Origin of the sequence: Leclercia adecarboxylata (assembly GCF_006874705.1) — a bacterium.
Lineage (GTDB): Bacteria > Pseudomonadota > Gammaproteobacteria > Enterobacterales > Enterobacteriaceae > Enterobacter > Enterobacter adecarboxylatus_C.
Genome location: NZ_CP035382.1, coordinates 758,802 through 778,537, shown reverse-complemented (window position 1 = coordinate 778,537; position 19,736 = coordinate 758,802). Strand labels below are relative to the sequence as shown.

At 55.8% G+C, this 19,736-nt stretch carries 27 protein-coding genes and 1 pseudogene; 12 read left to right on the top strand and 16 right to left on the bottom strand.

Going from position 1 to position 19,736, the window contains the following annotated elements; genetic code table 11:
- Positions 1–172: 172 nt before the first annotated feature.
- Positions 173–565 (bottom strand): YdeI family stress tolerance OB fold protein, encoded by a 393-nt coding sequence (locus tag ES815_RS04610; RefSeq protein ID WP_142486819.1) that lies wholly within the window; start codon positions 563–565, stop codon positions 173–175.
- Between the two features lie 142 nt (positions 566–707).
- Between ES815_RS04610 and ES815_RS04605 the strand changes: the two genes are divergently transcribed.
- From ES815_RS04605 to ES815_RS04590, 4 genes are read left to right on the top strand one after another with little or no spacing between them, the layout of a single operon-like run.
- Entirely contained in the window at positions 708–1,220 is a 513-nt protein-coding gene (locus tag ES815_RS04605; RefSeq protein WP_142486818.1) for a hypothetical protein, read from the top strand.
- A 9-nt stretch (positions 1,221–1,229) separates the two neighbouring features.
- Positions 1,230–1,682: a DUF421 domain-containing protein gene (locus tag ES815_RS04600; protein WP_142486817.1), complete on the top strand. Its 453-nt coding sequence runs from the start codon at positions 1,230–1,232 to the stop codon at positions 1,680–1,682.
- Positions 1,679–2,203 (top strand): 2-oxo-tetronate isomerase, encoded by a 525-nt coding sequence (locus ES815_RS04595; RefSeq protein ID WP_142486816.1) that lies wholly within the window; start codon positions 1,679–1,681, stop codon positions 2,201–2,203. Before ES815_RS04600 ends, ES815_RS04595 begins: the two co-directional genes overlap by 4 nt.
- A 9-nt stretch (positions 2,204–2,212) precedes the next feature.
- Positions 2,213–3,199 (top strand): SDR family oxidoreductase, encoded by a 987-nt coding sequence (locus ES815_RS04590; RefSeq protein ID WP_142486815.1) that lies wholly within the window; start codon positions 2,213–2,215, stop codon positions 3,197–3,199.
- A gap of 1,196 nt (positions 3,200–4,395) precedes the next feature.
- Here ES815_RS04590 and cydB read toward each other — a convergent pair.
- From cydB to ES815_RS04560, 6 genes are all read right to left on the bottom strand, one after another.
- Positions 4,396–5,406 (bottom strand): cytochrome d ubiquinol oxidase subunit II, encoded by a 1,011-nt coding sequence (gene cydB, locus ES815_RS04585; protein WP_142486814.1) that lies wholly within the window; start codon positions 5,404–5,406, stop codon positions 4,396–4,398.
- Complete coding sequence (locus tag ES815_RS04580) at positions 5,406–6,809, bottom strand: cytochrome ubiquinol oxidase subunit I (RefSeq protein WP_142486813.1); 1,404 nt, start codon at positions 6,807–6,809, stop codon at positions 5,406–5,408. The genes cydB and ES815_RS04580 overlap by 1 nt, the downstream gene beginning before the upstream one ends.
- A gap of 75 nt (positions 6,810–6,884) precedes the next feature.
- Complete coding sequence (locus ES815_RS04575) at positions 6,885–7,757, bottom strand: manganese catalase family protein (RefSeq protein ID WP_142486812.1); 873 nt, start codon at positions 7,755–7,757, stop codon at positions 6,885–6,887.
- A gap of 15 nt (positions 7,758–7,772) precedes the next feature.
- Entirely contained in the window at positions 7,773–8,279 is a 507-nt protein-coding gene (locus ES815_RS04570) for a ferritin-like domain-containing protein (protein ID WP_142486811.1), read from the bottom strand.
- A 31-nt stretch (positions 8,280–8,310) separates the two neighbouring features.
- Positions 8,311–8,805, bottom strand: a complete 495-nt coding sequence (locus ES815_RS04565) for a ferritin-like domain-containing protein (protein ID WP_106994953.1) — start codon at positions 8,803–8,805, stop codon at positions 8,311–8,313.
- A gap of 92 nt (positions 8,806–8,897) precedes the next feature.
- Complete coding sequence (locus ES815_RS04560; RefSeq protein WP_103180815.1) at positions 8,898–9,083, bottom strand: general stress protein; 186 nt, start codon at positions 9,081–9,083, stop codon at positions 8,898–8,900.
- Positions 9,084–9,668: 585 nt separating this feature from the next.
- Between ES815_RS04560 and ES815_RS04555 the strand changes: the two genes are divergently transcribed.
- Entirely contained in the window at positions 9,669–10,187 is a 519-nt protein-coding gene (locus tag ES815_RS04555) for a hypothetical protein (RefSeq protein ID WP_142486810.1), read from the top strand.
- A 64-nt stretch (positions 10,188–10,251) separates the two neighbouring features.
- On the opposite strand, the gene ES815_RS23735 is transcribed toward ES815_RS04555, so the two are convergent.
- The 3 genes and pseudogenes from ES815_RS23735 to ES815_RS04545 form a co-directional block, all read right to left on the bottom strand.
- Positions 10,252–10,425, bottom strand: a complete 174-nt coding sequence (locus ES815_RS23735) for a hypothetical protein (RefSeq protein WP_166183533.1) — start codon at positions 10,423–10,425, stop codon at positions 10,252–10,254.
- 80 nt (positions 10,426–10,505) lie between these two features.
- Entirely contained in the window at positions 10,506–11,069 is a 564-nt protein-coding gene (locus ES815_RS04550; RefSeq protein WP_142486809.1) for a hypothetical protein, read from the bottom strand.
- A gap of 61 nt (positions 11,070–11,130) precedes the next feature.
- Positions 11,131–11,567, bottom strand: a pseudogene (locus ES815_RS04545) (hypothetical protein).
- A gap of 448 nt (positions 11,568–12,015) precedes the next feature.
- Here ES815_RS04545 and ES815_RS04540 point away from each other — a divergent pair.
- Both ES815_RS04540 and ES815_RS04535 read left to right on the top strand, forming a co-directional pair.
- Complete coding sequence (locus ES815_RS04540) at positions 12,016–12,294, top strand: type II toxin-antitoxin system HicA family toxin (protein WP_142486808.1); 279 nt, start codon at positions 12,016–12,018, stop codon at positions 12,292–12,294.
- Entirely contained in the window at positions 12,287–12,637 is a 351-nt protein-coding gene (locus ES815_RS04535) for a type II toxin-antitoxin system HicB family antitoxin (protein WP_142486807.1), read from the top strand. The genes ES815_RS04540 and ES815_RS04535 overlap by 8 nt, the downstream gene beginning before the upstream one ends.
- 75 nt (positions 12,638–12,712) lie before the next feature.
- Here ES815_RS04535 and ES815_RS04530 read toward each other — a convergent pair whose 3' ends face one another.
- The 3 genes from ES815_RS04530 to ES815_RS04520 form a co-directional block, all read right to left on the bottom strand.
- Positions 12,713–13,057, bottom strand: coding sequence for a HigA family addiction module antitoxin (locus ES815_RS04530; protein WP_142486806.1), 345 nt, complete (start codon positions 13,055–13,057; stop codon positions 12,713–12,715).
- A 43-nt stretch (positions 13,058–13,100) separates the two neighbouring features.
- Positions 13,101–13,424 (bottom strand): type II toxin-antitoxin system RelE/ParE family toxin, encoded by a 324-nt coding sequence (locus ES815_RS04525; protein ID WP_142486805.1) that lies wholly within the window; start codon positions 13,422–13,424, stop codon positions 13,101–13,103.
- Between the two features lie 212 nt (positions 13,425–13,636).
- The gene (locus ES815_RS04520; protein WP_142486804.1) at positions 13,637–14,530 is read right to left on the bottom strand and encodes a PhzF family phenazine biosynthesis protein; all 894 of its coding nucleotides are present in this window, start codon (positions 14,528–14,530) and stop codon (positions 13,637–13,639) included.
- 147 nt (positions 14,531–14,677) lie between these two features.
- Here ES815_RS04520 and ES815_RS04515 point away from each other — a divergent pair, with 147 nt between their 5' ends.
- A complete protein-coding gene (locus ES815_RS04515; protein ID WP_142486803.1) occupies positions 14,678–15,061 on the top strand; it encodes a VOC family protein in 384 nt (127 codons plus the stop codon).
- Positions 15,062–15,083: 22 nt separating this feature from the next.
- Here the strand turns inward: ES815_RS04515 and ES815_RS04510 are convergent, their stop codons facing one another.
- The 3 genes from ES815_RS04510 to ES815_RS04500 all read right to left on the bottom strand — a co-directional run bounded on the left by ES815_RS04510 (position 15,084) and on the right by ES815_RS04500 (position 16,829).
- Entirely contained in the window at positions 15,084–15,770 is a 687-nt protein-coding gene (locus ES815_RS04510; protein ID WP_142486802.1) for an RluA family pseudouridine synthase, read from the bottom strand.
- Positions 15,771–15,913: 143 nt separating this feature from the next.
- Positions 15,914–16,390, bottom strand: coding sequence for a DMT family transporter (locus tag ES815_RS04505; protein WP_142486801.1), 477 nt, complete (start codon positions 16,388–16,390; stop codon positions 15,914–15,916).
- Positions 16,391–16,394: 4 nt separating this feature from the next.
- On the bottom strand, positions 16,395–16,829 hold the full coding sequence (locus ES815_RS04500) for a DMT family transporter (protein WP_142486800.1): 435 nt from the start codon (positions 16,827–16,829) through the stop codon (positions 16,395–16,397).
- 100 nt (positions 16,830–16,929) lie between these two features.
- Here ES815_RS04500 and ES815_RS04495 point away from each other — a divergent pair, with 100 nt between their 5' ends.
- The 4 genes from ES815_RS04495 (at position 16,930) to ES815_RS04480 (ending at position 19,625) form a co-directional block, all read left to right on the top strand.
- Positions 16,930–17,877, top strand: coding sequence for a LysR family transcriptional regulator (locus ES815_RS04495; RefSeq protein ID WP_142486799.1), 948 nt, complete (start codon positions 16,930–16,932; stop codon positions 17,875–17,877).
- A 12-nt stretch (positions 17,878–17,889) separates the two neighbouring features.
- Positions 17,890–18,678 carry a phosphotransferase gene (locus ES815_RS04490; RefSeq protein WP_142486798.1) on the top strand — a complete coding sequence of 263 codons (789 nt, stop codon included), beginning with the start codon at positions 17,890–17,892 and terminating at the stop codon, positions 18,676–18,678.
- Positions 18,679–18,699: 21 nt separating this feature from the next.
- Positions 18,700–19,284, top strand: a complete 585-nt coding sequence (locus ES815_RS04485) for a hypothetical protein (protein WP_185902383.1) — start codon at positions 18,700–18,702, stop codon at positions 19,282–19,284.
- Positions 19,285–19,415: 131 nt separating this feature from the next.
- Complete coding sequence (locus ES815_RS04480; RefSeq protein WP_142486797.1) at positions 19,416–19,625, top strand: hypothetical protein; 210 nt, start codon at positions 19,416–19,418, stop codon at positions 19,623–19,625.
- Positions 19,626–19,736 lie beyond the last annotated feature (111 nt).

Below are 19,736 nucleotides of genomic sequence, written 5' to 3'. Positions count from 1 at the left end.
AAAATTGTTTAAGTATTGCGAGGGAAAGGAAAGAGGGATTAATCCTAAAGCCCGGAATTATCCGAGTTTTGGGCTCCTTAATTCTGGTAGGTTAGTATCGGGAAAGAATATATCGGGGCGTTTCACGTGGATGTCGGGAAATATCCACGTGAAACTTAAGTGAAATTACACGCTATTTCTGAATGCGGTCGACGCGAACGACTGGCGGGTTCATCTTTTTATCCAGACTGCCGTTAATGCTGATCATATTGTCAGGCTTGACTTCACGCCCATCAAATACAGCCTGAGGAATAATGGTATCGATTGTGCCGGTTTTATCGCGGAATTTAAATTTATCGCCGCCGGAGCCATCAATTAAATTCCCGCGCAGGGAGATGGTCGCGCCATCGTGCATCTCTTTGGCCTGCTCCACGGTCATGGTTCGGGCATCCTCGGTGCCGCGGTAACCCTCATCCAGCGAATGCGGCGGTGGCGGGGCAGCATCTTTCTTCAGTCCACCATTATCATCGGCATATGCCGCTGAGATTAAAAGACAACACAATAAGGGTGCGACGGTTAATTTCATACTGCCTCCTTGGTTTAACCTGCTTGACAGATTAAGCCTGGTTGCTATTTTTTATTTTGCAAACAGGAACAGTCTTAATCAAATTTATCTTTAAAAATCATCTGGCTGTATAATCTTAATAAACGAAGCGGTGAGGTGATATATGGCGAAAGTAAAAGAAAATTCCCCTCCTTTACCCGGCGTGAAACAAAGCCATGCCGCACTGCAGTTTGAATACGACGCCCACCGCTTCGGTTTCGTTCTGTTATTGCTGATTATTGCCGCTGCGCTGTTGGGGCTTTTTTCGGGCGGTTATTTTAGCGAAGCGACAAAAACCAACGCCGCCAAAAGCGTGCAGGTGGAATACCAGCGTTTTGGTCGTCTGCAATCTCCCCTGGAGCTGAAAATTACCCTGCCGGGGCAAAGTAATGCCCCTGTGACAGTGCGTATTGGCGGGGAATATATGGCGCGAACGCAAACCGATAATATCTGGCCGCAGCCTGACGAAATGCACAGCGAGGGCGGGGAGCTGGTGCTGGTTTATCAGGAGGCGAAACCACGTCAGGATTTTACCGTCTGGCTCTATAGCACGCCGGATCAACCCGGTAAAACCGTCACCACTGTCACGTTAAATAATCAGCCGGGTCTCTCTTTCTGGCAATTTATCTATCCGTAGGGGACCAGTATGGAAATGATACTCAGGGCGGCGGCGATTTATCTGATTTTGCTGGTGGTCTTTAAAATCGCCGGAAGGCGGGCGCTGCTGCAAATGACCAGCTTTGATTTGATCCTGTTATTGATTATTAGTGAGGCCACCCAGCAGGCGCTGCTGGGGGAAGATTTTTCGGTAACCGGGGCCATGCTCACCATTATTACGCTGGTGGTGATTGATATGCTTTTCGGCGTGGCAAAAAAATATATCTCCGGCGCGGAATCGATGCTTGATGGCTCTCCGGTTATTCTGGTAGTTCACGGTGAATTACAGAACGAAAAATTAAAAAAGGTGGATGTCTCCTGCGACGACATTCTGGTGTCGGCTCGACAAAACCACGGAATATATCAGCTGGAAAAAATTAAATACGCAATCCTTGAACGCAATGGGCATATTTCGATTATTCCCGAAGAGAGTGAATCATGAAAGAAAATATCTGGAACCAGGCCAAAACCACCAAGGAACTTACCAGTCAAGTGTCGACGGTGTTAATCGATTTAGGCTGGCTGCTCACCACGGCCGAGTCCTGTACCGGCGGCAATGTGGCCTCTGCGCTCTGTGCAGAAAAGGATACCGCCTCGTTCTTTGGCACCGGCGTGGTGACCTTCAACAATGAAGCCAAGCACAAGGTGCTGGGGGTCAGTAATGCCACCCTGGAAAAGTACACCGCCGTCAGTAGCCAGACGGTGGGCGAGATGGCCGAGGGGGCGTTGAAGCTGGCCGATGCGGATGTCAGCATCGCCATCAGCGGATATGCGGGGCCAGACGGCGGCGAGGATGGCACCCCGGCGGGCACCGTCTGGTTTGGCTGGTGCTTCCGCGGCGAGGTGACCACCGCCGTGCAGCACTTCACCGGCGAGTGTGAAGACGTGATTGAGAAAGCGGTTCGCTACGCGCTTTCTGAACTGTTGCGGCAGATCCCGCACTGGAAAAAGCAGCTGCATTAAGGAGAGGCTATGAGTGTGGTGGTAATTACCGGTGCAACGGCTGGGGTAGGCAAGGCCACGGCGCTGCGTTTTGCAGCGGCAGGCTACGACGTGGGCCTGATCGCCCGCGATGACCACAGCCTGGAAGCCACGCGGGCGGAGGTGGCGAACTATGGCGTCAACTGCCATGCGGTGAGCCTGGATGTGGCCGATGCCGCGGCATTAAGCGGGGCAGCGCAGACGCTGGCCGACCGGCTGGGCGCTATCGACGTGTGGATAAACAACGCCATGTGTACCACCCTGGCACCGTTTTACAGCATCACCGATGATGAATTTCGCCGGGTGACGGAGGTGACCTATCTGGGCTGCGTCAACGGCACCCGGGCCGCGCTGGAGCAGATGATACCCCGCGACAGCGGGGTGATTATCCAGGTCGGTTCCGCGCTGGCCTACCGCTCCATTCCACTGCAATCGGCCTACTGCGGCGCCAAGGCGGCGATCCGCGGCTTTACCGACGCGCTGCGAACCGAGCTGATGCATGAGCGCAGCGGCGTGCATCTGGCGATGGTGCAGATGCCGGGACTCAACACCCCGCAGTTTGACTGGGCGCGGAATAAGTTCGCTTACAGCATGCGCCCGGTGGCGCCGGTATTTCAGCCGGAGGTCGCCGCCGAGGCCATCTTTGGCGTGGTGCAGAGACCGGTGCGCGAGCTGTGGGTGGGGCGCAGCACCATCGGAGCGATTGTTGGCCAGTTCCTGTTCCCCGGTTTTCTCGACCGGATGATGGTGAAAAAAGCCTGGGAAGGGCAGATGGACGAGGCGCTCAACCCACCTGACCGGCGGAACAACCTGACCGAACCGGTCGGCGGCGAACACCGGATACACGGGCGTTTTTCCCCGGAGGCTAAACCCCGCGCTGCGGCGATGACCTCCGGCGTGCCGGGCAAAACCCTGCTCGGCACCGTCGCGCTGGCGGGGCTGCTGCTGATTGGAAAATGCCTCGGACGCCGGAAGTAGTTCGTAGGCCGGGTAAGGCGTAGCCGCCACCCAGCTTTTTATTGCGCACCGGGCCTTATGCGGCAACGCCCGGCGGCGCTGTGCTTGCCGGGCCTACGGCTCGTGCGTGCTGCGGGTGTTGTAGGCCGGGTAAGGCGTAGCCGCCACCCGGCTTTTTTATTGCGCACCGGGCCTTATGCGGTAACGCCCGGCGGCGCTGTGCTTGCCGGGCCTACGGCTCGTGCATGCTGCGGGTGTTGTAGGCCGGGTAAGGCGTAGCCGCCACCCGGCTTTTTATTGCGCACCGGGCCTTATGCGACAACGCCCGGCGGCGCTGTGCTTGCCGGGCCTACGGCTCGTGCATGCGGCGTAGCCGCCACCCGGCTTTTTTATCGCGCAACGGGCCTTATGCGGCAACGCCCGGCGGCGCTGTGCTTGCCGGGCCTACGGATGGTGCATGCTGCGGGTGTGGTAGGCCGGGTAAAGCGTAGCCGCCACCCGGCTTTTTATTGCGCACCGGGCCTTATGCGACAACGCCCGGCGGCGCTGTGCTTGCCGGGTCTACGGCTCGTGCGTGCTGCGGGTGTGGTAGGCCGGGTAGGGCGTAGCCGCCACCCGGCTTTTTATTGCGCACCGGGCCTTATGCGGCAACGCCTGGCGGCGCTGTGTTTGCCGGGCCTACGGATGGTGCATGCTGCGGGTGTGGTAGGCCGGGTAAGGCGTAGCCGCCACCCGGCTTTTTTACTGCGCACCGGGCCTTATGCGGCAACGCCCGGCGGCGCTGTGCTTGCCGGGCCTACGGATTGTGCATGGTGCGGGTGTGTTAGGCCGGGTAAGGCGTAGCCGCCACCCGGCTTTTTATTGCGCACCGTGCCTTATGCGGCAACGCCCGGCGGCGCTGTGCTTGCCGGGCCTACGGCTCGTGCATGCTGCGGGTGTGGCAGGCCGGGTAAGGCGTAGCCGCCACCCGGCTTTTTATCGCGCACCGGGCCTTATGCGACTACGCCCGGCGGCGCTGTGCTTGCCGGGCCTATGGATTGTGCATGCTGCGGGGGTTGAAGGCCGGGTAAGGCGTAGCCGCCACCCGGCTTTTTATCGCGCACCGGGCCTTATGCGACAACGCCCGGCGGCGCTGTGCTTGCCGGGCCTACGGATGGTGCATGCTGCGGGTGTGGTAGGCCGGGTAAGGCGTAGCCGCCACCCGGCGATGTTGCAGCTTAGTGGTAACCCTCGGTATCCGTCACCTTGCCGCGGAACACGTAATAGCTCCAGGCGGTGTAAACCAGAATCAGCGGGATGATCAGCAGCGTGCCCACCAGCATAAACAGCTGGCTGGAAGGCGGGGCGGCCGCGTCCCAGATGGTGATGCGTGGCGGGATAATGTTGGGCCACAGGCTGATACCCAGCCCGCTAAAACCAAGGAAAATCAGCCCGAGGGTGAAAAGGAAAGGCCGGGCGTGGCTGTGCGGGTTGCGGGTGAGCCGCCAGATCCAGATCCCAAATACCGCCACCAGCAGCGGCACCGGCATGAAGTAAAAGAAGTTAGGCAACGAGAACCAGCGTTCGGAAACATACTGCCAGCCGAGGGGCGTCCAGATGCTGACCACCGCCACGACCCCCAGCAGCGCCAGCAGCACATGGCGGGTCAGTTCCCGCATATGACGCTGTAACGCCCCTTCACTTTTCATGATAAGCCAGGTAGTGCCCAGCAGGGTATAAGCCACCATCAGCCCCAGACCGCAGAAGAGGTTGAAGGGCGTCAGCCAGTCCAGCGCGGAACCGGCAAAGCGACGGCCCTCCACGTCAAAACCGTTAATCATCGCCCCCACCACAATGCCCTGGCTGAAGGTCGCCAGCAGCGAACCGCCGGCGAAGGAGTAGTCCCAGAAGGCGCGGTGGGACGGCGTGGCTTTGAAGCGAAATTCAAAGGCCACGCCGCGGAAGATCAGGCCGATCAGCATGGCGGTCAGCGGGATCGTCAGGGCGTCGATAATGACCGCATAGGCCAGCGGGAAGGCGCCGAACAGCCCCGCGCCTCCCAGCACCAGCCAGGTTTCGTTCCCGTCCCACACCGGGGCGACGCTGTTGACCATCACGTCCCGCGCCTGCGGGTCACGCTCAAAGTAGAAGAGCATCCCGATACCTAAATCGAACCCATCCATAATGATGTACATCAGGGTGGCGAAGACGATGATGGCAAACCAGATCACTGAGATATCGACGCCCATTATGGTTTCTCCTCTTCCGGTACCGGTTCAGCCGCTGAGAGCGGACGCGCGGGCCTGCCGTCGGTATTCAACGAGAGATTGTCGGTCGGCTGCGGTCCCTTCTTAATCAACCGCACCAGATAGACATACCCCACGCCAAACACCGAGCAGTAGACAACGATAAACGCCAGCAGGCTGATGCTCATCTGCAGGGTGCTGTGCAGCGACACCGCGTCAATGGTGCGCAGATAGCCATATACCACCCACGGCTGGCGGCCCACCTCGGTAGTGATCCAGCCCGCGAGGATCGCCACCAGACCGGCGGGGCCCATGCTCAGGGCGAACCAGTGGAACGGACGGGAGTGGTACAGGCGGTGTCGGTGGCGCAGCCACAGGCTGATAACGCCCATCAGGATCATCAGCAGCCCGAGGCCCACCATCACGCGGAACGACCAGAAGACGATCAGCGAGTTGGGTCGCTCATCTTTCGGAAAATCTTTCAGCGCCGGAACCTGCTTATCCAGGCTGTGGGTAAGGATCAGGCTACCGAGCGCCGGGATCTCCAGCCCGTATTTGGTGCGTTCCTCTTCCATATCCGGTACGCCAAACAGCAGCAGCGGCGTGGCTTCACCGGGTGGATTTTCCCAGTGGCCTTCAATGGCGGCAATTTTCGCCGGCTGATGTTCCAGGGTGTTCAGGCCGTGCATATCCCCGACAAAGGCCTGAATCGGTGCGACCAGCAGCGCCATCCACAGCGCCATCGAGAACATTTTGCGCACCGCCGGACTGTCGTTGCCGCGCAGCAGATGCCAGGCTCCCGATGCGCCCACAAACAGGGCGCTACTCAGGAAGGCGGCGATGGACATATGGATCAGGCGGTAGGGGAAGGAGGGGTTAAAGATAATGGCGAACCAGTCCTCGGGGATCACCTGGCCGTTCTCGATGCTGAAGCCCTGCGGGGTGTGCATCCAGCTGTTGGAAGCGAGGATCCAGAAGGTGGACATCAGGGTGCCGAGCGCCACCATGCAGGTGGCAAAAAAGTGCAGGCCGGGCCCGACCTTGTTCCAGCCAAACAGCATCACGCCGAGGAAACCCGCTTCGAGGAAGAAGGCGGTTAACACTTCATAGGTGAGCAGCGGGCCGGTGATGCTCCCGGCAAACTGGGAAAAGCCGCTCCAGTTGGTGCCGAACTGGTAGGCCATCACCAGACCGGAGACCACGCCCATGCCGAAGTTAACGGCGAAGATTTTTAACCAGAAGTGATACAGCGAGCGCCAGACGTCATTCTTCGTCTTCAGCCACATGCCCTCGAGCACCACCAGATAGCTGGCGAGGCCGATGGTTAAGGCCGGGAAGATAATGTGAAACGACACTGTGAAGGCGAACTGAAGCCTGGCGAGATGGAATGCATCGAGTTCGAACATCGTACTCTACCCCTGTCAGCGAAATGCCCCGTAAGAAACGGGGCATCGTGGTACAGCATTTACTTCGGCGCGGGGTTACGGTTTTTTCTTACCGGCCCCCAGCTCCGCGCCAGTCAACGGATTGGCCTTCGGATCCGACTCGGTGCGCGATGCCATCGCTTTCAACAGAGCGGCCTGCTCTTTCGAAAGCGAGACCTGAGCGCTCCCGTCGCCACCGTCAACGGCAGGTTGCGGATCGGCAACGTACTCGAAGTTTTCGTCGCTGTTCCAGCTGCCGCGAAGATCGTCACCCTCAGACATATTGTAGTAGGTGGTTGAATATTGTTCGATAGGCGGCAGTTTCCCCGGTGGGAAATTATTGCGAATCGACTGCAGCGCCTTCTCAAACGAGAGCTGGTGCGCGGCTTCACGGGTCATCAGGAACGCGAGGGCATCTTTTACCCCGACATCGTCAGTGACGTTAATCAGGCGTTCATAGATGATCTTGGCGCGCGCTTCCGCTGCGATATTCGAGCGCAGGTCAGCGGTAGGTTCGCCAATGGTGTCGATATAGGCCGCGGTCCAGGGTACGCCGCCGGAGTTGGTCAGCGGTGGCCCACCCCCGTACAGCAGGGAGGTGATATGGCTATCGTTACCATTGGCCGTCAGGGAGCGATAGAGCTCCGCTTCCTGTTCGGTGCCTTCTGCCAGCTCGCCTTTGGCACCTTTATTCAGCATACCGACCAGCGTCCCGATGATTTCAAGGTGGCTCAGCTCTTCGGTAGCGATATCCATCAGCATCTCTCTGCGACCTGCATCGTCATCCCCCAGACCTTGGGTGAAGTAACGGCAGGCGGCAGCCAGCTCGCCCTGAGGGCCGCCGAACTGCTCAAGCAGCAGGTTCGCGAGGCCGGGATTTGGCTCAGCGACGCGAACGGTGTATTGCAACTGTTTTACGTGTCGAAACATAGGCTCACTCCTGGGTTATTTTTTCGCTTCAACGCCTTCGGCGTCAGAGCGCAGGAGGAATTGTTCCGTGGTATCCGGGATATGCTGGATAAGCCAGTCGGCCATGCGCTGCTCTTCCGCGAGGATAGATTCGATGGCAGGGATCGAAGCCACGTCTCCGGCTTTTTTCGCCGCAGCCAGCAGGGAGGTATAGCAGGCGATTTCGAACTGCTCGAAAACGTAGCCGCTAATCGAACCTTTCACGATCTCATCCGATGCGGCCATGCCACCCATCGATTGGCCGAACGCCATCATTTTGCTCATGGAGTCTTTTAAAACCGAGCGGGAAATATCGTTACGATCGAGGATCTCTTCCAGCAGGGTAATCTGGTGCTTGGTTTCAGAAATATGCTGTTCAATTCGGGCGCGTACATCAGGGTAATTATCGATGCGGCTGGCCATTGATTCGAGCATTGATTCGGCTTGCTTTTCCATGGCGTGAGCATCGCGTAGCCAGTCATGGTAGTGTTCTACGTGATTCATATTTTCTTCCTCGGGTTCGGTTAATTCAGGCTTACTTTTCCGCTTTCTGATTAATATTACCGACGGCCAAATCGGTGAGTTTAAGATCGGTGGATTTCTCTTCTTCCAGCGTCTCGGCTAATAATTTTACCGCCTGGGTATAGCCTAATTGCTCGGCCAGGGTGGCGAGCGTGCCATAGCTGGCAATTTCGTAGTGCTCGACTTTTTGCGCCGCCGCGATCAAGGCTGCATCGCGTACTTCATTTTTTTCTGTGCTTTCAAGGACTTCATTGGCTTCTTCAATTAAGCCTTCCATTGCCACGCACTTCATTCTTTTCAGTTTAATATTGGGCGTTTTCTCCACGATCTGATCGATACGCTCAATCTGGCCGTGGGTCTCTTCCAGGTGCGCTTTAAACGCAGCGCTCAGATCCGGGCTGGAGGCTTCGCGGGACAACTTTGCCAGCGCACGGGTTAGCTGTTTTTCTGCACTGTAGGTGTCAGATAGCAAGTGAATAAACACATCTTCTATGCTTTTCATATTCATACGCTTTTCTCCAGTGACATAAAAATTCTGCGAGCCCGCGGACCCGCAGAGTACCGATTAAAGTGAATAACAGGCTTTAATAATGAGATGAATTAAGAGTTGTCAGATTTACGTCCACCACCATGGCTATGCTGACCCCCCTTTTTGCCTGCTTCAGAAGCGCGCTGCGGATCATTTTTGAAATTACCGCCGCTTTGCTGTCCACCTTTTTTCCCTGCTTCAGAAGCCTTTTCACGATCCTGTGCGAAATTACCTGAACCACCACGTTGCTCTGCCATATTATGTTTCCTCATATACATCGTTTATGTCAGTAAGATACGTTTTCATTCGTATCCGTTGTCGTTCAGAATTAAATTTAGCCGCTATTTTTGAAGAGTCAAACGAGAATTTTGGAATAATTTCCAGTCCATCTGATGAGTTGGAGGAAATATCGGTTCGCTTGTTTTTAGAATATTTTCCTTCAAGGTGATGTTATCAAACGACCTTCCGGGATAACGGCTTAACGCGTTTTTCTCTGTCTCGTTGAAACGCGCGATGCCAGGCGTGGCGGGGCTCTTTACTGAAGTTTACAATTAGGGTAAGCGATGCATAGCGCATAAAAAATAAAAATACGTGGGATTAGTCTTAATTGATTTCCTATATTATTCGCAGCGCGGAAGAGTGACTAAAAAATAATCTATCGAAGCGGTTGAGTATATTATGCATGGATTACAGTGATTCATGGAAAATGCTACTTCATAAAGAGTAAACGAAGGGCAGGATTAAATACCCTGATAAAGTATGATGGTGAATCGGGTACGTTGGTCAATACTGAGCCGGAGCGGTGACGCGGTGTCATCCTGCTAGCTGCAACGGTGAGCCATATGATTGATTTCGTTTCGGGTGTCCTGATCCACACTCCCTTCTGGGTCTATCTCATCCTGCTGTTTCTGATAAGCCGGGGCATCAAGGCGCGCAGGCCCGCGACCGTGGCGCTGGAGAAGCTGGCCATCATCCCGGCTATTTTTCTGCTCTGGGATATCTACGATCTGCTGGTTTTCCGCAAGCTGACGCTGGCGACCGGCTCCCTGTGGCTGGTGGGATTACTCAGCGGCGCGGCGATGGGCTACATCCTGATCAAACGCACGGCGGTGGCCCGCGCCGTCGCGCCGCGCAGCATCTATCGTGAGGCGGACTATTCGGCCCTGCCTTTTATGATGCTCGCCTTTGCGGTGAAGTATGTGCTGGGGGTGATGAGCGCCATCGCGCCTGATGTGCTGCTGCGCCCCGGAGTGAGTGCGTTCGCCATCATCACCGGCGGGCTGTTCGCCGGGATATTTGTCGGCAAGTTTGTGCGCTATGTGCGGGTGTATCTGGCGGCGGAGATGCGGGAAGTGGGGTGAGAGGGATCCCCTCTCCCTGGAGGAAGAGGGCTGGGATGAACGTGCCGCGTAGTGGGATACTCCGTTAGCCGACGTTAACGAGTTCAGCTTTCTTTGTTGGCCCAACGAGGTCCATCTCTTTTTCCCGCTGGCCCACTTGTGCAAGTTTGTTGCCGTCAATAGTTGCCCAGAAGTCTGCGGCGCGTTTGGCAGCAGCAGTCGCTTTAACAGAATCGATTTTTTTGTTTTGCTTGATCATAACGTCTCCCGGTTGGTTTTTAACCATTTCATCAGAGTTTACAGCGGTCGCGTTTGCCTGACAAACAGTCGATTTTTATCTCAGTGGATACCCATCACTTTGCGTCGAATCGTTGTCTGAATATCAGCGACTGCAGAGGACATTTTGTTGGGGGCGTAAAACACTTGTGAGAATCCATACGATCGATAGCGTGGTTTCATCTCCTCCAGGGGGTCATGTATCACCACATCATCAAGTTCCATCATGCTGCAAAATGTTGTCGAATAGATCAGAGCAATAATAAAGACGTTACCTGTAAGCGCACTCTTTTTGTGAGCTCTCAGATTTTCCAGCATGCAAATGGCGAACTCCTTCCTGCGAGCATCATATTTGCAAATTATTGCTGCATGCAGGACAGCATAATCATATCCCTTCTTACTTTTTAGGCTGATATCTAAGATACCGTTATCGTTGGCATTTCCACGATAATGCTCTATTGCCCAGCGCCAGTTAAGAACCGCGTTATCGTTCTCATTCCAAAGGTAAGTTTTGTCTTCCTCGCTTAACGAACCTACGATGATGCTATCCCAACCGAAGCTCTGAATGATTTTTTGAGTAGTATGAAGGCAGTGTTCATGTATTTCCTGGAGCGATAAATTGCTCATGTCATCAGCCATCCTTAGCTGTCATCTTCCCCTCACGCTATCGTAAGGGGAAAGATTCACATTAGTTAATCCACTCCACTCCCGCATCGGTTGTCAGCCAGCGTGGCGCCTTCAGGCGATCGGCAAAATAGCCGGTTAACTCTGCCAGCAGATCGCTCATGGTGCGGGCGGTATCCGGTGCCAGCGTATTGCTGATCAACAGCCGGGCGATCGCTTCACAATAACCGCACAGCGCATCGGATTCCGGGGCAAACTCCGGCTGATGCAGGGGCAGGGAATCAACGGTGAGATACGCCTCAAGATCCCGGGGAATGGGCTCATGCAGCGTCGGTTTCAGCAGCGCCAGGCAGGCGGCGAGGCGGCCGCACAGGGCGATTTTCATTGTCGGATCCTCTTCGTACAGCATCGCTTCGCAGAAGCGTTCGCAGTATCGGCCAGTTCGGTGAAGTCGGTATTGTGGTCGAAGGGGGCGGTAATGAGCGGGTTGATAGTAGCCATATTTATGTTCCATTAAGTGGTTTATTTACCGCCACCCGGAAATGCCAATTTCACGGGTGGCAGAACTGAACGGAGTTGGCATTACCGGCCTTAATGGATACCGGCGCGTCTAACGACGCCCCCGTCCAGCCCACCATAGAAGTGTTGCCAGACGCGCGGTGCGTTACAGCCCCGCTCACCATTAAGTTTAACCGGGATGCCAATCCCGACGCCAGATGTTGCTGACGTACCGACACCCTACGCCGCAAATAGCCACTGTTAAAGCAGGGAGATAAGGCAGATTTCATTCCTGCGAGGCGTCTTCAGGAAAAGATGTGAATGCGATGAATTGTTGCAGGATGCGCTTAAGAACGTACGCATTTACCGACCATCATATGACGTCAAAAATTGACGTCATTTTTTATTTTTGCCAGAATGACGTTACGACATGACGTCAAGAGGATTAGGGATGATAAAGGTCAAGGACCTCAACTCCCGGCACCGTAAAACATTGGACGATATTATGACGGTGCCGCCAAAATCAGGGATTAAATGGGATGATGTTATCAGTCTCGTTAAATATCTGGGCGGTAAGATCAAAAATGGTCAAGGATCTCGTCGCCGCTTTGTTTTATTGGGGTCGTTATACTTAACCCATCAACCGCATCCCGGAAATGTAATGGATAAAGGGGCTGTAAATGGGTTACGCGAGTGGTTAGAGAATTCTGTAGGAGTGGAATATGAATAAGGCCAGTAACATCATGATGATTCAGGGGCAACCGGCCATCATCACCTTTGAAGCTGAAATCGGTGCGTTTCGCGGTAAGTTCCTGAATGTCTCTGGTTACTGTGATTTTGTCGCGGACAGTATCGCCGGTCTGCATAAAGAGGGAGAAATCTCTTTGGCAGAATATTTACAGGATTGTCGTGAAGAAGGTATTCAGCCGTTTCGTGAAGAACAACAGGAACGGCTGACTGTTCGGGTATCTGGACGCCTGGGTGCCCGCCTGACGGCAGTTGCTAAACAGCATTCAATCTCTAAAAACCAGTTAATCGTTGAAGTGTTAGAGCGGGAACTGGCGTTGGTCTAACCGCGGCCGAAAAAACGAGTATTCCATTGCGGGCCAATACAGGGCCCGCATTCATAAGTTTATGCTCTCTTAGAATTACGCTACAGACTGCTGCGCTTTCTTCCTCTCAACCATCTCCGCCGCAGTAATGATCTGCTGATGTTCTGCCTGCATGCGCTCGTCGTGCTGAATTTCCCAGATATCCACGTTCAGCTGCAAGTTCAGCCAAAACTCAATGGTGGTATCAAAAGCCCGGGCTAGCCGTACGGCCATGTCCGTGGTCAGTTTTCGGTTGTTATTGACCAGCGCGCTGACGCTGTTTCTGTGCACGTTAAGCATCTCGGCCAGATCGGCAATTTTTAAATGCAGCGGCTCAAGAAACTCGTGAAGCAGAATATCGCCGGGTGTGGTCGGTTTACGGGTGCTGTTTGTGAATGCCATTTTATGACCTGCCTTGTTTAGCGGATGTCCCCATACGCATCGCTCATCGGTGAGCATTGTAGGTATGAGGATCAAGATAAATCCCTTTCGCCTTACCGCCTGACCAGATGAAAATCAGTCGGTATTGCCTGTTCACGCGTATCAAATAACAACCCAGAAGCGGCGAGCTCAACGCTTCAAGCTTGTTGCCGGGTGGGCTACGCAGATCCCGATACGAGGTCGCTGCGTTGATGATGTCGAGTTTTCGCATCAGAGCTGACGCTATCTCTGCCGGGATTTTTCCATGTGGACGTCCATATAGAAAAAAGTCCTCAAGCCAGGTATCGCGAAAGTCAGAGATGCTCCTTAACGTAAGTGGTGTGGTCATTCTCCATCCTGGTGAACGTAGGTCAGTTTAATGCACTTATGCACTGTGCGCAAGTGCGTTTATTTACATATTCTGTAATGGCAAATTAACCTGGAGTTTTAGCGTGGGGAAGCGTAGCGCTGGGGAGAATGTAAGGTTTGCGAGGCGTCTTCAGAAAAGGGGAAGTGCGTAGGCCGGGTAAGGCGTAGCCGCCACCCGGCGATGTTGCAGCGTTAAAGCGTAAACGCCCCTTCCATGGTAATGACACAGCTGCCGCCCACCCGAACCACGGATTTCCCTGACGAGGCGTCATACCCTGAATAAAGTACACTGGCCCGCCCCATATCAACGCCCTGGCTCACCTGCAGGGACAGCGTGGTTTTATCCCGATGCAGCGCCAGCAGGGCGGTTACCGCGGCGGTGGCGCTACCGGTGGCCGGATCTTCCGTCATGCGCGGGGTCAACATCCGCGCCTGCAGATCGCCCACCTCACCGGCATCTTTATCCTGGGTATAAGCATAAACAGAGACCGCGCCATCCAGCGGCAGCACCGCGCGGAACCCCTGTAAATTCGGCACGCAGCGGCGCAGCGCATCCCGGGAGGCGAGTTCCACCACCAGAAACGGCAGGCCAACCGAGGCGACGACAGGGTTATGCACCTCGGTGCGGATATCCTCTGCGGTCAGGGACAGACAGGCGGCGACCTGTTCCGGGCTGACTTCGGAGCGACAGGATAAGGCTTCCGGCGTGACCAGTTCGGCACCGGTCACCGTGCCGTTGTCCTTTAACAGCCTGACGGGAACCAGGCCTGCAATTTCCTCGAAAAGCAGCGTCTCGGGCAGAGACGTCTCGTTCATTGCGGCATAGCTTGCCAGCACAAAAGCCGTGCCGACGTTGGGATGGCCCGCGAACGGAATTTCACGCGAGGGGGTAAAAATCCGCACCCGCGCCGTATGGGCAGCATCGTCCGGCGGAAGCACAAAGGTCGTTTCACTGTAGCCAAACTCAACGGCAATCCGCTGCATCTGCTCGGTGCTCAGATCCTCTGCATCTAAAACCACGGCGACGGGATTGCCCTGAAAGGGGGTATCAGTAAAAACATCAGCCACAACATAACGTCTTTTCATTTACTGTCCTGAATGAAGTGATTAAAAGCAATCCATGGATGGTACTTCCTTAGCGTGCAAATTAACAAAGACACTCACGGGAAAATGAAAAACGTCAGGGCAGATAGACTAAGGCGCATTGACGAACCTTCCACAAGAGAGCGCCGGATGTTCACCCATATGCGAATTGCCAGACCCGTTACCGACCCCGAACGATCGTTTCAGATGTACAGCCAGGGACTGGGCCTGCAAAAGATTGCTGACTTCAAGGATCATCAGGGATTCAGCGGGATTATGGCAGGCAAGGAAGCGTTGCCCTGGCACCTCGAGTTTACGGTGTGTCCCCATCATCCCGTCCAGCCCTCCCATACCGAAGAGGACCTGTTCGTTCTCTATTATCCCGATAAAGCGGAGTGGGAGCAGGCCTGCGGCCGGATGAACGACGCAGGTTTTACTGGCGTGGATTCCTTTAACCCCTACTGGGACGTTAACGGACGGACGTTCGTGGATCACGATGGCTACCGGGTCGTTTTGCAGAACCGGGCATGGTGATTTGACGCAGGGCTTATCACCTTCAGAACGGGCTGGCATGGCGGGCGACGATCGGCTCCCCGCTGACGGGATGGGCAAAATGCAGCTCGCTGGCGTGCAGCATCAGCCGCGGCGTCCGCTCGGTTCCGGGCGGCAGGAGCCCGCCATACAGATCGCAGCCCAGGATCGGGTGGCCCAGCTGCTGGCAGTGAATGCGCAGCTGGTGGGTGCGCCCGGTCTCCGGGGTGAGTTCAACCCGCGTTACCGGCACGTCCCCTTCGTGATAAAAACGCTCCACCACACGATAGCGGGAGCGGGCAGGTTTGCCGTTGATAGCGCAAATCGACATCAGCGGAAACAGCGCCGGATCTTTGGCAATGGGCGCATCTATCACCCCTTCGTCATCGGCCAGATGGCCGCAGAGCAGGGCGGTGTAGATCTTGGTCACGCTGCGCTGGCTGAACTGCTGGCAGAGGGCGGCATTGATCGCCTTGTTACGGGCAATCACCATCAGCCCGGAGGTACCAAAATCCAGGCGATGCACCAGGGTGCAGCCGGGAAAAGTCTGCACCAGCCGGTAGTGCACGGAATCGAGATTTTGCGGATTCTTCCCCGACAGGCTGAGCAGCCCGCTGGGTTTATTGATCAGCACCAGATGATCGTCCTGCCACAGCGTCTCTATCGGGTCGTGGCACGGCGGGGCAATAAAGGTATCGATAATGGCAGACATCAGGCTGACCGGCGGATAAAAGAGGCGAGGATGATAACCAATTTGCCGCGGGCTGGCGAATCGGCTCTATTTGCCGGGTGGCGCTACGCTTACCCGGCCTACAACACCCTCGTAGGCCCGTGCAAGCGCAGCGCCGCCGGGCATTATGTTGCCTGCGCAGGTTCTTCTTTCGTTTCCGGCGTTCTGCTGCTGGAGTAGATAAAGAACAACGCGATCCCCAGACAGACGATGGCCCCCAGACGGCTCATCGAAAAGGGAATAGCCGCATTACCCAGCCAGCCGAAATTGTCGATCAGCATGCTCATGGTCAGCTGACCAAAAATCACCGCCACGGTAGCGACCGCCGTACCGATACGCTGCACGGCCAGCACCATGATCACGATGTACGGCACGCCAAACATTGCGCCCAGCAGCTGCCATTTCGGCACGTCCAGCAGGGTCACGGCCTGTTTCGGTTCAAAGAAGAAGATCAGCAGGGCGGTGATCAGCGCGCCGACGGAAAAGGTCAGGAACGCACTTTTGAAGACGCCCACTTTGCTGCCCAGTTGGCCGTTGATGGCAGCCTGAATGCTCAGCGTCGCACCCCCGATAACTGCCAGAATAATCATGATAAATGTCATACTGTTACCCCTGTGCAACCAGAACCAGCGCGGCGATGATGAACCCCAGCGCGATGATGCGTTTACTGTCAATTTTGCGATGCGGCGTGCCCAGCAGGCCGTAGTGGTCGATGATCAGGCTTTTAAAGACCTGGCCCGCCAGGATGCCAATCATGGTCATGGCGATGCCGATTGCCGGCGTGGCGATGGTCAGAATGATGACGTACACCGGGCCGAGCACCCCGCCCAGCAGCTGCCATGAGGGCTGGGCGAAAAACGACGGACTGTTGCGCGGGCTGAAAAACAGCATCAGCAAAAACGTCAGGGCGGCACCGACGCCAAACACGCTGAACGTTGCCCACAGATCGCCTACCTCACCGCCGAGCGGCCCCAGCAGTCCTGCCTCGACGGACAGCCCCATGCCGCCCGCGATCGTGAATAAAATCAATATCAGTTGCATACCACGCCGTCTCTCCGTTGTTGAGGCCGGGAAGCGTACGCCTGTTTATCCGTGAGAAAAATGCCATAATGCAATAAACACCTGTGCAGGAAATGCATCAATGTACGACGTCGCAAACATCAATATTCGCTGGCTGCAGATCTTCGTTGCGGTCTATGAAACCCAGAATTTTTCGGTGGTGGCGCGTCGGGAGGGGATTTCGGCGTCGCAGGTTTCCCGCGTTATTCATCAGCTGGAAGACGCGCTCGGCCAGCAGCTGTTCTACCGCAATACGCGGGCGATTATCCCGACCGAGAGCGGCCATCTGTTTATTCGTTTTGCCCGCCAGATGCTCGGCAATCTTGACGAGGCGCGCCGGGAGCTGGACGAACGCAAGCGGGAGCCTTCTGGCATTATCCGCATCAACACCCCGGTCTTTTTCGGCCAGCGGCACATCGCCCCCGGCCTTCCCGGCCTGACGGAACGCTATCCCCGGCTCAGCATCGAGCTGACGTTGACCGATGATTATATCGATCCTCACCGGGATGCCGCCGACGTGATCTTTCGCATCGGCGCGCTGACCGACTCCTCTTTTCACGCCCGGGTGCTGGGCCAGCAGTTTTATCACCTCGCCGCCGCTCCGGCGTACCTGCGCAAATACGGCACGCCGAAAACGCCGGACGACATTATGGGGCATAAATGCCTGGTCTACCGCGGCTCGTCCGGCCCCAACCGCTGGCTGCTGCGTCGGCCCGGCGAGGCGTGGATCCACTATCCCGTTACGCCGCTGATGTCCTCCAATAACGCCGAAACCCTGCTTATTGCGGCGCTGGGCGGGATGGGGGTTGTGCTGTTTCCGGACTGGCTGATTGGCGACCGGTTCCACAGCGGTGAGCTGGTGAAGCTGCTGCCGGACCACGAGACCTCCATTAATACCGAGCCCCTCAACATTGCGGCGATCTACCCCCATACGCGCCACCCGCCGCTGAATGTGCGGGCGGTCATTGATTACTACGTGGAAGCGTTTGGGTCGCCGCTTTACTGGCAGTCTGCGGCGAAGGGGGCATAACAGGAATCAAGCATGTCTGAACAGAATTTATCCAGAATGGGTGCGGCGAACGTCACGCTGATCGGCGAGGAAGAGGGCCACCAGGTCATCGAGAAATATCCCGTCAGTGAGGTGGAGTTTGCGTTTTATCACTCCGCTGCGCCGCGGCTCCGCCATGCGGGTATCGCTTCTCCCGCGCTGCTGTTCGCTGATGCCTCCCGGCGTAAAATAAGGCTGGAATATATTCCCCACCCGGTGGATCAGGACGCTGTAGCAGGCGATGAGGTGCTGTCGATGTTGGCCCGCCTGCATGGTCATCCGCCAGATCCTTCATGGACTTATCATCCCCACGGCTGGTCAGCCGCCGCGCTTGAGGCCTCCCTCGCGCTGTTGGTTTTACCAGAAAGGGCTGCACAGCAGATGCGCCGTTTTCATCAGCACAGCGAGGCGCTGTTTCGGCATCCGGGTTTAATTTCCGGCGACAGTAATGCGGGTAACTGGGGCCGAAGAGATAACGGCGAGTGGGTGCTTTTTGACTGGGAACGGTTTGGCACGGGAAGTCCGGCTATCGACCTCGCCCCCCTGATTAAGGGGATGGGCACCCTTCAGGCATTCAATACGCTGGCCGATCGTTATAGTCTTATTGCCTGTTATTCCGACGCGCGTGACTTAGCCAAAGAGATCGCCATAGCGAAAGCCTGGATTGTGACGGAGGTGGTTTTACTGCTGCATGCGCGGCAGAAAAGCGATTTTCAGGCCTACCTCAGCTGGTACAGAGAGCATCTTCCTGGCTGGTTAGCGCGCACCGTCAACATACTCTGAATACCTGCATGGGGAATAGTAATGCGTCAACTGTCTGTCCTGCTCTGTCTGCTGTTACTCACCGGCTGCGTCGTCAGTTCGCCGCAGAAAGCGCAATTTAATGCGGAGTATCCGAACCGCCAGGATATTCGCAGCCACACGGTGTACCGCTTTATGACGAAACCGCTTCAGCCGGGCGGGGGAAAATACTACGGCGCAAACGATCTGGCCGAGACTCTGTATGTCAGAGCCGACAACGCGGCGATGGTGGAGTTACGCTTCAACTATCCTGGCAGATCGCTGCAGGTGAAATCGCTGGATGCGCAAAACAGAACGCTGCGGGAGGAGACCTACGCGCTGCTGGATGAGTCGGCGGCAAAACCGTCCGATGCCGAAAGCCGGTACTTCTTCCTGAGCAAAGAGGGCGTGCTGTTAACGAAGTTTAAAAATTGCACCCCGGATATGAGCGTCGGTTGCCGCTGGCAGGATCGGACGCTGTTTATTACCCGCAGCGGCGATATGGCGGTGCAGTTAGCCAGCGGAACGGCGGGCATGGCGTTTCTGGTGATCCCGTTTTATGGCTCGGAGAAATATCTGGAGATTTTCCCGAAGGTTTCGGGTACGTAGCGCTTGTGCGACAACGCCGGGTGGCGACTACGCCTTGCCCGGCCTACAAAACTCATCAATTGTTATTATTGTTTTTACTCATGGAGCTAATAAGACTGTAACTACGTTCATTATCTTCCAGGGTTACGCACATGTTTGTGTCATGGTGGTTAATTGTTCCTGTCGTTACAGGGGTCGCGATACTCTTCATTATGGTTTCCCGTCTCTCTAATGAAGTGGATAAACTTGAAACGGCGTTAGAAGAGAGCCGGGGACAGCTGAAGTCCCTCGGCCATAACGCTGAGGCGTTCAAACAGGCGAATCGACGCGTGTCTGAAAATTTGCTGCGGGCAAAAAGTTAAACACGGCAGACGGTTCAGCCCCCTTAAATAAATCATCTTCTATACTCTGATACGTTTAGTGGAATATGCCGCTGTTCTTCATACTGCGCTGTTTTTTTAGCGTGTACGAGA